The organism is Roseomonas populi (assembly GCF_024594815.1).
GTDB lineage: Bacteria > Pseudomonadota > Alphaproteobacteria > Acetobacterales > Acetobacteraceae > Roseomonas > Roseomonas populi.
Genome location: NZ_JANJOU010000007.1, coordinates 86,627 through 98,365, shown reverse-complemented (window position 1 = coordinate 98,365; position 11,739 = coordinate 86,627). Strand labels below are relative to the sequence as shown.

Annotated in this window: 9 protein-coding genes and 1 tRNA gene; 2 read left to right on the top strand and 8 right to left on the bottom strand. The window is 69.1% G+C overall.

The features are described from left to right. Window position 1: 1 nt before the first annotated feature. Window positions 2-1,261, top strand: a complete 1,260-nt coding sequence (locus NRP21_RS09705) for a lipopolysaccharide biosynthesis protein (protein WP_257715992.1) — start codon at window positions 2-4, stop codon at window positions 1,259-1,261. A gap of 36 nt (window positions 1,262-1,297) precedes the next feature. Here the strand turns inward: NRP21_RS09705 and NRP21_RS09700 are convergent, their stop codons facing one another. Next, the gene (locus NRP21_RS09700; RefSeq protein WP_257715991.1) at window positions 1,298-2,284 is read right to left on the bottom strand and encodes a glycosyltransferase family 2 protein; all 987 of its coding nucleotides are present in this window, start codon (window positions 2,282-2,284) and stop codon (window positions 1,298-1,300) included. Beyond that, window positions 2,281-2,988: a polysaccharide deacetylase family protein gene (locus NRP21_RS09695; RefSeq protein WP_257715990.1), complete on the bottom strand. Its 708-nt coding sequence runs from the start codon at window positions 2,986-2,988 to the stop codon at window positions 2,281-2,283. The genes NRP21_RS09700 and NRP21_RS09695 overlap by 4 nt, the downstream gene beginning before the upstream one ends. Window positions 2,989-3,163: 175 nt before the next feature. Here NRP21_RS09695 and NRP21_RS09690 point away from each other — a divergent pair, with 175 nt between their 5' ends. Further along, on the top strand, window positions 3,164-4,555 hold the full coding sequence (locus NRP21_RS09690; protein ID WP_257715989.1) for a sugar transferase: 1,392 nt from the start codon (window positions 3,164-3,166) through the stop codon (window positions 4,553-4,555). Between the two features lie 22 nt (window positions 4,556-4,577). Here NRP21_RS09690 and NRP21_RS09685 read toward each other — a convergent pair whose 3' ends face one another. From NRP21_RS09685 to mreC, 6 genes are all read right to left on the bottom strand, one after another. Beyond that, the gene (locus tag NRP21_RS09685) at window positions 4,578-5,543 is read right to left on the bottom strand and encodes a LysR substrate-binding domain-containing protein (protein WP_257715988.1); all 966 of its coding nucleotides are present in this window, start codon (window positions 5,541-5,543) and stop codon (window positions 4,578-4,580) included. A gap of 1,377 nt (window positions 5,544-6,920) precedes the next feature. After that, a tRNA-Lys gene (locus tag NRP21_RS09680) sits at window positions 6,921-6,996 on the bottom strand. A gap of 133 nt (window positions 6,997-7,129) precedes the next feature. Further along, window positions 7,130-8,293 (bottom strand): rod shape-determining protein RodA, encoded by a 1,164-nt coding sequence (rodA, locus tag NRP21_RS09675; RefSeq protein WP_257715987.1) that lies wholly within the window; start codon window positions 8,291-8,293, stop codon window positions 7,130-7,132. Between the two features lie 16 nt (window positions 8,294-8,309). Beyond that, window positions 8,310-10,187, bottom strand: coding sequence for a penicillin-binding protein 2 (gene mrdA, locus NRP21_RS09670; RefSeq protein WP_257715986.1), 1,878 nt, complete (start codon window positions 10,185-10,187; stop codon window positions 8,310-8,312). Continuing rightward, window positions 10,184-10,729: a rod shape-determining protein MreD gene (gene mreD / locus NRP21_RS09665; protein ID WP_257715985.1), complete on the bottom strand. Its 546-nt coding sequence runs from the start codon at window positions 10,727-10,729 to the stop codon at window positions 10,184-10,186. The genes mrdA and mreD overlap by 4 nt, the downstream gene beginning before the upstream one ends. Window positions 10,730-10,742: 13 nt before the next feature. Further along, entirely contained in the window at window positions 10,743-11,612 is an 870-nt protein-coding gene (mreC, locus tag NRP21_RS09660; RefSeq protein ID WP_257715984.1) for a rod shape-determining protein MreC, read from the bottom strand. Window positions 11,613-11,739 lie beyond the last annotated feature (127 nt).

The following is an 11,739-nucleotide window of genomic DNA, read 5'->3' as shown; positions in this document are numbered from 1 at the left end:
CGTGCCGAAGCTTCCCGCGCGCCTGCGGGCGCTGCTCGAGCACGGGACGGTGCGCAGCGTCGCGCGCGACTCCTCCCTGATCTTCGGCGGCTACGCGCTGCAACTGTTGACGCAGATCGGCTGGCTGGTCCTGGCCGTGCGGAGCCTCGGGCCCGACGGCTACGGCATCTTCGCCAGCCTCACCGCGCTGACCGTGGCGGCGTCCTGCTTCGTCGGCTGGGGGTGCGACCAGCTCCTGATCCGCGCGGTGGCACGGGATCCCGCGGCGCTTCGCCCCTGGCTCGGCCACTGCCTCGGCCTGATCACCGCCACGGGCCTCGTCCTCGTTTCTCTCGGGATGGCGATCCTGCCGGTGCTGGAGGTGGGGCGCATCGGCACGGTGCCGCTGCTACTCGTCCTGGTCTCCGACCTGCTCTTCGGCCGCTACGCGAATGTCGGGATCGCGGTCTTTATGGGCACCGGGCAGGCGGCGCGGCAGTCGGCCGTCACCATCATCATCGGGCTGTGCCGGCTGGTGGCGATCGCCATCGCGGCCGCACTTCCCGGTGCGCTGTCCCTCCAGGGCTGGGCCTCGTGGTATGCCGCCTCCTCGGCCGCCGCCGCTGCCCTCTGCCTCGCGCTCGTGATCCGTGACCACGGGATGCCGGTGCTCCGGTGGATGGGCGGGCATGCCGGCGAGGGGCTGGCCTTCGCGGCGGAGAGCGCCCTGCAGGCCTCGGTCAGGGATCTCGACAAGCCCATCGTCCTCGAGGTGGCCGGAGCGGAGGCCGCTGGCGAGTACGCCGCCGCCTTCCGGATCGTGGAGACAGTCGGCATGCCCGTGCGCGCCCTCGCCTCGGCGAGCTATGCGCGCATGTTCCGCCTGGCGGGAGAGAGTTCGGCGGCCTGCGTGAGCTACGTCTACCGGCTCATCCCGGTCGCCGCGGGGATCGGGGCAGCGGGGGCTCTGGGCCTTCTCGTCTTCGCCGGCCTCCTCCCCCTGATCTTCGGCGAGCGCTACGACGACCTGCCCTATGTCGTCCGCTTGGCCGCCGTTTTTCCGCTGATGTCCGGGCTCTATGGGATCTGGGCCGACGGGCTGAGCGCGACCGGCCGGCAGCGCGTGCGGCTGAGCCTGGTCTGCATCTCGCTCGCGCTCACCCTCCTGCTCTGCTGGGCCGGCGTGCAGGCCGGAGGACTGGAGGGCGCGGCGATCGCCCGGGTGATCGTGATGGGCATCACGGCAGGGCTCGCCTGGGCAGCTCTGCCCTCCCGGTCCTGACACGCGGCTGGAACCGGCGGATTTCCTGGCAGCAGGCTAGGAGGCGGCTTTCGCGTCCACGTCCTTCCGGAGCGGATCGTCGCCGTAGAAGGGCGGTTGCGGCCGCCGCCAGAACAGCTTGCCGAGCCCGCCCCAGGCCTGGCCCCGGTGGAACTCCGCCCGGCGACGTTGCCCGAGCAGCCCGGCGACGGCGGCCATCTGGGCGTGCAGGACGAACTGAACGGCGCCGATGCCGCGCCATAGCGCGCGCTGCGCCATGCCGCCCGCATCGGCGACCCGGATCTGCCCGCTACGGAACCGGCGGCGTTGCAACGATGCGCGATTCAGGCGCGAGAGCGCGACGATCTCGAAGCCGACGGCGCTGGGCTCGTAGACGAAGCGGTGCCCCTCCTGCGCGAGCTCGCGAAGGAGCGCCGAGTCCTCCCCGCCCGTCAGGCCGAGTGCCGGGTCGAAGAGCTGTTCCCGCTTCGCCAAGGCGGAGCGCCGGAACAGGGAGAGACAGGTGCCGAGCTTGGCCCTTTCCCGGGTCACGTCCCTTCGCGTCGCGCCGAGATCGCGTGAGTAGGGGCCGATGAAGTGAAGGGAATTCGGCGGGCAGGCCGCTTCCGGTAAGGCGATGTACCGCCCGAAGGCCGCCGAGGCGTTCGTCTCCTCCAGGGCGGCCACGAGGTCGCCAATCGCCGTCTCGACTGTCAGGTTGTCGTCGTCGATGAAAACGATCAGCCCGCCCTTGGTCGTGCTGACGCCGGAATTCCGGGCGTGCGAGATGCCCGGTCGCGGTTCGGCGAGGTAGCGGACCGGGACATCGCCGACGGGCAGCGCGGCCACCACCGGCTCCGCCGAACGGTTCGGGCAGTTGTCGACAACGAGGATCTCGCCGCCCCTGGTCAGCCAGAGGCTCTGCGCCTGAACAGCTTCGAGGGATCGCCGCAGGAGGTGCGGGCGGCGGAAGGTCGGGATGACGACGCTCACGTCGTACTCGCCCGTGGCGACGTCGCCAGCTTTCCGAACCGGCGCACTCAAGCGGGCGCGCCTTTCCCAAGTAGGGTGATCGCCTCTCCGATAGACCGGAGAAGGCACCCCGCCTCGACGGCCGTCCGAACGATATGGTCCAGGGCGATCGCGTGGACGCCATCGGGCCCCGGGCTGGGGCAAAGATCGTGCAGGGTAAAGGCAAGCCAGCCGCCCTGCGTCGCAACCTCGTGGATCAGCGCGATAGCCCGCTGGTACTCTGCTTCGCGCCCGCGCAGAGCGTTCGCCCTGATCGCCATGGGATCGATCCTGCCGCGGTTGATCCCCGGTTCCAGACTTCTTCCCGTCCGGAAGTAGGTTCCGAGACGAGACCTGTCCTCTCGCGAGAGACTGTTCCCGTAGGCGCAATGCTCCAGCAGAACCCCGGGCAGCGCGGACCGGATCCGGGCAGTGCTGCGCTCGATGTCGTCCGCAGTACCGGGCGCGCGGCCTTTCTCTTCATCCCTGCCCGGCGTGACGGCGCACCCGATCTCATGGCCCCGCGCGCCGATATCCTTGGGCGAAAAAGGCTCTTGCGGCGAGACAGTCCCGTAACCGGCAACACCCGTCGGAAGGTAGTAGGTACCGCGCGCCCCATACATCTCCAGAATCGACCCGCCGACGCTCAGCAGCGTTCGCGAGGCACCCTCGAAAGTGAAGCTGACGATGCGGTTGGGGGCGCCAGGACGGCCAATTTGATCAAAAATGGAGAACATGACGTCGTTGGGTTGTCTGGCACGATTTCCTCTCATTTGGTATCAGAAATTTGGACCTCGTTCGCCTCTTGCCGGCCGTCTGGAGGCCGACCTGACGGAGCCGCCCTCCCGCGTGTCTATGGAAATACTACAGACCAGCGGGACGACCCCTTCTTTCGTGCGCTGGACGCACGGGATGCTGAACCGCCTCGTGGCAGCTTCAGACCTGATGCTGTTGCTCTTCGCCGCGGCAGCGCTGGCTTTCCCGCCTGGGCCAACCCTGGAAAGCGAGCTGAAGCCGCTGCAGGTCGCCGTGGTCGTGGTGCTCGAAATGGCGGTGTTCCTCTCGATACACACCCGCCTCGGTGGCTATCGGGTGGAGCACTACACCCAGCCGATCACCGTTCTGGCCTACATCCTCGGCAGCCTGCTGCCGGCCTGGATCGCCAGCTTCCTGCTCCTCGGCGCTTTCGCCCGCTCGGCACTTTGGGAACCGGGCTGGCTGATCGCCTGGCACCTTCTCCAGCTCTCGCTGCTTCTGGCGGGCCGGGTGGCGCAGTGGTGGCTGATCCGTGTCGCGGAACGTAGGCGCCTTCTCCGGCGGCGCGTCGTCATCATCGGCACCGGCGCACTGGCCGAGCGGGTCATCGCCGACCTCGCGACGGCGCAGGGCGAATCCTACGATGTCCTGGCCGTCTTCAAGGACACGGAGGATGAGGCGAGGACCGTGGCCGGCATTCCCGTCGCCGGTGACCTGTCCGTCCTCAGCCACTACGCCCAGGTCCAGACAATCGATGTCATCATCCTAGCCGTCCCGCTATCCCGCGCGCCGGACATCATTCGCCTCATGGATTACGTGAGCTGGATCGCCGCCGATGTGGTGATCCCCTTCGACGTCGCGGCCGTCACGTCTAACTTCGTGGCGATCGTACCGATGGGCCGTCTTCGGGCGCTGCAGGTAATGAGCCGTCCCTTCAAGGGCACGCAGGGCCTGATGAAGGTCGTCGAGGACTACGCGGTGGCCACCATCGCGTTGCTGATCCTCAGCCCGGTCATGCTCCTCGCCGCCATTGCCATCCGGCTGGAGGGGTCGGGCCCGATCCTGTTCCGCCAATGGCGCCCCGGCTACGGCAGGAAGCCCTTCTCCATCTACAAGTTCCGCACGATGCGGGTGAACCCGAACGACGACGCGACGGTCGGAACCACCGGCCCGGCAGACCCGCGCGTGACCCGGGTGGGCGCCGTGCTGCGCCGGCTGAGCATCGATGAGCTGCCCCAGCTCCTCAACGTGCTCAAGGGCGAGATGTCGATCGTCGGCCCGCGGCCCTACGTCGCGGACATGCTCGTCGGGAACGAGCGCTTTTCCGACCTAGTGAACCAGTACGCGGAGCGGCACCGGATCAAGCCGGGGCTCACGGGCTACGCCCAGGCGCACGGGATGCGGAGCTACGCCCTCCGCTCGCCGGAGAACGCGCGGCGGAGCATCGAGATGGACCTCCACTACATGACCCACTGGTCCCTGTGGCTGGACCTGAAGATCATGATCCGCACCCTGCTGGTCGGGCTGGCCGGGCGGAACGTGTTCTGATCCCCGCCCCGGCCGCCCGGGGCTAGCCAGCCCCGAGCGCGCGCGTCTGCGGGTGGCCGTGGACCCTGATCGTGCCAAGCCCGGCAAGGGCATCGCGGATCACGTCGCGCAGTAGCCGCACCTCGCGGATCCGGCCGAAGCTCGGGCGGTGGAACAGTGAGATGTCGCGCCCGGGCAGGGCCGGCGCGCGGATCAGGCGGTAGGCGACCATGTCGTCCAGCAGCGTGCCCACCTGCACGGCAAGCTGCGGTAGGAGAGAGAGGCCGATCCCCGCCCCGATCATCTGCCGCAACGTCTCCAGGCTCGTCGCCTGCATGGCGCCGCCGCCCTGCGTGGCGCGCTGGCCGGAGAAGAGGGCGATGGTCTGGTCGCGCAGGCAGTGGCCGTCGCTGAGGAGGATCAGCTCGTCCGCGGGCACGTCCTCCAGCGTCACGCGCTCGATCACCGCCAGGCGGTGATCGCGCGGGACGGCCAGCACGAAGCTCTCGTGGAAAACGGGCAGCTCGGAGAGCTCGATGCCGCGAATCGGGGAGGAGGCGAGCAGCGCGTCCAGCTCCCCGGCCTCCAGCGCGCGGACAAGGCTGTGCGCCATCCCGTCCACAAGGTGCAGGCGCAGCTTCGGGAAGCGCTCCCGCAGCGGGTTCAGGATGATTGGCGCGACATAGGGCGCGAGTGTGGAGATGACGCCGAGCCGGAACTGCCCGCCCAGCGGCTCGGCGCGCGACTGCGCCATCTCCAGCAGGCGCCGCCCTTCCGCGAGCACGGCGCGGCTCTGGGCAATTACCTCCACGCCGCGATCGGTGATCATCACGCTCCGGCTGGCGCGCTCGAAGACCTGTACGCCGAGATAGTCCTCCAGCTTGCGGACCTGGGCCGAGAGCGTGGGCTGGCTGACGGCGCAGGCCGTGGCGGCCTTGCCGAAATGCAGGTGGTCCGCGACCGCGACGAGGTACTCGATGTCGCGGAAGCTCAGCCCGGCGAGGTTCATCGAGGCCTGCCCTGCCCTGCCGGGACCTGGCTGGGGATTTTTCCTGAGCCGACGTTGAGAAAGCGCGGGACGTCGTTCAGCTCGGGCATCAGGCGAGAGTAGATACCGCACTTCGCCTTGACGAGACGCTATCCGCCGCAGCGTTCCCGCGCCCGGTCGCCCAGGGGCGGGCGGCGACCTCTGCTATCGCCTTGCGAAGGCCCACGCCGTCCGCGCACCCTCCGCGCTGTCGGCAAATCGCCCGCTCCGTTCTGGCCGTGCGCGATGGGGTAGCGGCCGTTCCAGGGAACCAGTGCCCGATCCTGCGTGACCTGTGGTGCGAAGGCGAGCACCGTCGCGCCCGGCGCCAGCAAAGCGAAGGCCAAAGCAGCGTAGCCCCCATGGAATGCCCGTGGAGGAGGACCTCCGGGAGGCCTCGGAACAATCCGTTTCGCGCCAGCCTCTCCAGAGCGCCGTGCAGGGCGGCGTTGCGGAACAAGTCGATGTTGAAGGCCTTTACCGCGGGGACCGAGCAGCCCTCTCGCGCCGCCAGGGCGACGCCGCTGGGGCGCCGGTCCGGGCCCGGCCGGTGGTCGGGCGGACGTTGTCGAAGATGACGACGAGCCGGCTATCACCCGGGCGGAAATCCAGGACGTGGTTCTTCAGCACCCGCCGATGACAGGCGCCTTCGATCTGCTCTTCCCCGTGAGGAAGCCTCGCCAAGCGGCGCCCGCCCCGGCCAGTTCGTTCATGCTCAGGAGTCAGCCCGCAGCGCACGAGTGACCGGAGACTTTACAGTGTGTCCTCCCCTGGTGGCGGCTGCCTTGGCAGAGCGAATCGAAGGAATTTCCCTGGGATGCCGCTCGTTTACGCTTAGTGCCAGTTCGAAGGGTCTGGGCAGTCCCGGACGTTCGCAGGCACGATTACGCCGTGAGACATTGCCATTGGAGCCAACATCCGTGTCGCGTGCAGTAATCGAAGAGGAACCCTTGCTGCCGATACTACCCCTGCTGGTGAGCCATTTCCTGGGCGCAGCTATGGTGGAGGCGGGAAAGCGCCGCGCAAACCTTTCGCTTGTGCGGGATGGGCAGGCTCTACTGTCGGAGCCGCCGGCGAATGATCCTTAACCGCCGGGCGGATGCTGATCCCGGCTCTCGCCACAGCGCCGCTTACGTCCATCTCCGCCAGCGACGCGCCGGACCGGTATGGTGCGGAAGAGCCCCAGCCGCCGATCCGGAGGGTCATCCCGGCGGTTGAGCGGTGCCGCCCGGCCGCAAAGGCTCATCAGGCGAGCCTGTAAGGACGCTGGGGGGAGAAAGTGACCGAGGACGGGAACTGTCAAGGAGCGGCTGGTTGGCCGGTCCGTTTGATAAGCCCGTAAGCTTCGGTAGTTTGCGATGGTGGGCGCACAAGGGCTCGAACCTTGGACCCGCTGATTAAGAGTCAGCTGCTCTACCAACTGAGCTATGCGCCCATCGCATCCGCGATCCGGAGGGAAGCGCTTAGCGCCGCCGTCCGTGGGGGCGCCTTTTAACCGATCGAGCGGACACGTCAACCGCTTTCCCGCAGAATTCCCAGCTTGTTTCAGGCATGCACCGGACCTGCTCTCATTCCCGCGCAGCCGCGAACTCCACATCGCGATGCACATAGGCGCTACCAAGCAGACCGAAGCCGAGCATCACGGTCAGCACGGCGGAGCCGCCATGGCTGATCAGCGGCAGGGGAACGCCGCCGACGGGGATACTGCCCGTCACCATCGCGATGTTCACGAAGACGTAGAGGAAGAAGTTCATTCCCAGCCCCAGGGCCAGCAGCCGCCCGAACTGGTGCCGGCACCGCAGTGCCGTCAGCAGGGCGAAGAGGATCACCAACGCCAGCAGCCCCAGCGTGCCCAGCGCGCCGACGAGCCCGAACTCCTCCGCGATCATGGTGAAAATGAAGTCCGTCTGCTTCTCCGGCAGGAAGTTGAGATGGCCCTGCGTGCCCTGCAGGAAGCCTTTGCCCCACATCCCCCCGGAGCCGAGGGCGATCTTCGACTGGATAATGTTGTACCCGGCTCCCAGCGGATCGCTCTCCGGGTCCATGAAGGTGGTGATCCGGGCCTTCTGGTAGTCGTGCAGGCGCTCATAGGCGATGGGCGCGGCGAAGCCGACGCCAGCGAAGAGGATGGCGAACTTCCACCACCGTACCCCCGCGGCCCAGAACATGGACGCGCCGATCATGCCCGTGATCAGCGCCGTGCCGAGATTGGGCTGCTTCAGGATCAGCGCCACCGGCACCAGCACCGCGATGGCGGGCGGGATGAGGAAGAGCGGGTTTCCCATCCGCTCCCACGAGGCGCGGTGGAACCAGTGGGCCAGGGCCAGGGCGAGCATGATCTTCATCAGCTCGGAGGGTTGGAGCTGGATCGGGCCGATGTCGATCCATCGCTGCGCCCCCTTCCCGATGTTTCCGTGGACCAGCACGAGCACCAGCAGCGCCACGCCGATCGCGTAGCCAACCCAGGCGAAGCGGGCGATCACGCGGATATCCACCAGGGAGAGGGAGAGCATGATGACGAGCCCGAAGCCGAAGCGCAGCGCGTGCTTGCTGGCATAGGCGTCCGGTGTGCCGCCGCCGGCGGAGTAGAGCGCGACGTAGCCGATCGCCGCCACGCCGCAGAGCATGAGGACGAAGACCCAGGGCACCTGCCAGAGCTTCTCGACGATGCCGAAGCTGTACTGCTTCATCAGCAGCCGGCGCTCATAAACGGCCGGTTCGCGAAGCATCATGGCGGGGGTGCCCCCTTTACTGGTTCCGCGGCGTCGCCTCGGCCACCCGGGCGGGCGGGGCGGCCACGGGCTGGCGGAAGCGGTTGATGGTGTCGATCATGATGTCGCGCGCGATCGGGGCGGCGGCGCCGGCGCCCGAGGAGCCGTGCTCGACGATGACCATGACGACGTATTGCGGGTTGTCGTAGGGCGCGTAGGCGACGAACAGCGCGTGGGGCCGCCACTCCCGCGGCATGGCCTCCACCCGGAAGCCGCGCTCGCGCTGCTCGCGGCTCACGCGGCGGACCTGGGTGCTGCCCGTCTTTCCGGCCAGCTGCCCCATGCCGGCGGGCAGCTTGGCCACCTTCGCCGTGCCGCCCTCCTCGTTCACCACGGCCCACATCCCCTCCCGCACCACGCGCAGGTCGCGCTCGGGGATGTTAAGGGAGGGCCAGTCATCCGGCCGCACGCCCTTAACCGGCCGGCCGCCGATGCTGCGCGTCAGGTGCGGCTGCACGGCCCGGCCGGTGGCCAGCCGGGCGGTCATGGTGGCCAGCGACAGTGGGGTGAGCTGGTAGAAGCCCTGGCCGATCCCGTGCACCACCGTGTCGCCGAGGTTCCAGGGCTTGCCCTGGGCCTGGCGCCAGGCGCGGGTCGGCACCAGGCCGCGGCGCGCGCCCGGCAGCTCGATCTCCAGGTCCACGCCCAGGCCCAGCCGGTTCGCCATGGCCGCGATCCGGTCGATGCCCGTCCGCTTGGCCATCTCGTAGAAGTAGCAGTCGCACGAGTGCTTCAGGCCGCCCTTCATGTCCACGCTGCCATGACCGTACTTGGACCAGCAGTGGAAGCGCGTGTCGCCCAGGTCGTAGTAGCCGGGGCATGGCACGCGGTCCCCTGGCGTGCAGACCTTCGCCTCCAGCGCCGCGAGCGCCACGACCATCTTGAAGGTTGAGCCCGGGGCGTAGAGGCCGTTGGTGCACTTGTTGATCAGCGGGGTCTGGCGCTTGCTCGTCCACTCCCGCCACTGGGCGGAGGAAACGCCGGCGTTGAAGAGGTTGGGGTCGAAAGAGGGCTGCGTGGCCATGGCCAGCACCTCGCCGGTGCGGGCGTCCAGCACCACGGCGCTCGTCCCCTCCTCGCAGCGCCCGCGCACGGTGCGCTGCAACTCAGCATCGACGCTGATCCCCACGTCCTGGCCGGGCTGGCCCTCGCGCCGGTCCAGCTCCCGGATCACGCGGCCCACCGCGTTCACCTCCAGCCGGATGGAACCGGCGCGGCCGCGCAGGGTCTTGTCGTGGAACTTCTCGATGCCGGCGCGGCCCACGCGGATGCCCGGCAGCTCCAACAGCGGGTCCTCGCCCATGTCGGCCTCGGCCGGGGGGGCCACGTAGCCGACGATATGGGCCAGGTGCTCCTTCTCCGGGTATTCCCGGGTGGTGCCGACATCCACGGAAATGCCCGGCAGGTCCGGCGCGTTCATCTCGATCCGCGCCATCTCCTCCCAGGAGAGGAACTCCCGGACGGTCACGGGGATGAACCGGCGCCGGCGACGCACCTCCCGCTCAATCCGGGCGCGCTCCGTCTCGGTGAGGGGCACGATCTTGCCGAAGGTGTCCAGCACGGCCGGCACGTCGCGCGCATCCTCGGCCACGATCAGGGCGCGCCAGTTCAACTGGCTGCCGGCAATCACCTTGCCCTCGCGGTCCAGCACGCGGCCACGCGGCGGGGCGAGGAGGCGGGCAGAGACGCGGTTCTCCTCCGCCAGTGTCGCGTAGCGCTCCCCCTCCTCCACCTGCAGCTTGTTCAGCCGGTAGCCGAGGAAACCCAGGGCGCCGAACTGGACGCCGCCGAGGAGCAGGGCGCGCCGGGTGAAGACGCCCCGCCGAGCCTCCTCCTCCTTCCGGGCCGCGCTCATGCCAGCCCCTCGGCTCGCTGCATGCCCCGGTGCGCCCAGCTCATCGGCCAGGCAAGGAGCGGGTAGAGGCCGACCGCCAGCCCGAGCTGCGCGACGGCAGGGGGCGTGGGCGGCACATGCCAGCCCAGCAGGGCTTCCAGCACGAAGCCCAGCCCAACCGCGAGCACCGCGAAGCCGCAATAGACGAGCCAGACCACCAGGAAGGACTGCTTCACCAGCACGCGCCGGACCCGGAGCGCCGCCCCGTGGACCAGCAACAGGGTCAGCACGCCGATGCCGAGAGGGTTGAAGCCCAGGAGGTCCTGCAGCAGCCCGAGGCCGAAGGCGGCCAGGGCGGGCATGGAGGCCGGGCGGAACAGGCTCCAGAAGAACACCCCGGCGAGGGCCACCGCCGGCACCAGGGTGGGCAGCCCCATCGGCGCGGCGGCCAGTACCATCACGGCCAGGGTGGAGACGCTGGGCGCGGCGGCGCGGGCCAGCGCATCAAGCCGCGCCAGCAGACCGGGGGCGGAGGCGGGGCGGCCGCGGCGTGCCATCCACATGCCGTTACGCCCCCTAGTGCCTCGGCCGGACGGAGGGGTCCGGGCGGGTCACGGCCTCCGGCGGCAGGATGCCGGCAAGCCCGAATTCGAAGATACGCAAAAGGTCGAGGCGATCGAGCCGGGCGTAGAGCTCCACCTCAGGCCAGCCCGTCTCGCCGAGATGGACGACGCCGACGGGGAGACCCGCCGGGAAGGTGGCAGATTCGGCAGAGGTGACGACGCGATCGCCCTCCTGGGGCTGCATGCCGGAGGGCCAGTGCTGCAGGCGCGGGCGGGCCCCGTTGGTGCCCACCATCATGGCGCGGGCGCGGGACCCCTCCAGCACCACAGGGATGCGGCTGTTCATGTCCGTGACCAGCAGGATCCGGGCGGAGCGGGAGCCGATCTCAGTCACCCGGCCGGCCAGGCCGCGCTCGTCCAGCGCCACCTGGCCCTTCTGGACCTGCAGATAGGGCCCGGTGGCGATCAGCACGGCCTTGGCATAGGTGCCGCCGGCATCGGCCACCACGCGGGCGGTATGGAACTGCGGGGCGGGGTCCGGCACGAAGGTCAGCTGGCGGCGCAGCAGGGCGTTCTCCGCTTCCAGCGCCAGAGCGGCGGCCTGCCAGCGGTGGAGACGGTCGTTCTCCTCTCGTAGGCGGGCGGTCTCCTCGCGGAGGTTCAGCAGGCCCTGGACCTCCGTCACCGCATCCCGCACCGCGCCGATCGGCTCGGCGACAACCGCGTAGAGGGGAGCCAACAGGTCGGCCAGCGCCATCCGGGTGCGCTCCACGAGCACAGCATCGGCCTTGCCCAGCAGCATCGTCCCGAAGGCGGCCGCGATGAGAACGGGCACCGAGAGCCGCGCCAGGGCATGGCGGAGCGGGACGCTCAGACGAATCATGCCGATCTCCCCCTCTCCGCCCCTTCAGGCCCCTCGCCCAATATACGACGATGAGGGCCTAAAAGCTTGATCGTGAAGAAATTTTATATAACGGAACGCAGCAGCGACTCAGCCCGCCGTACCCCAG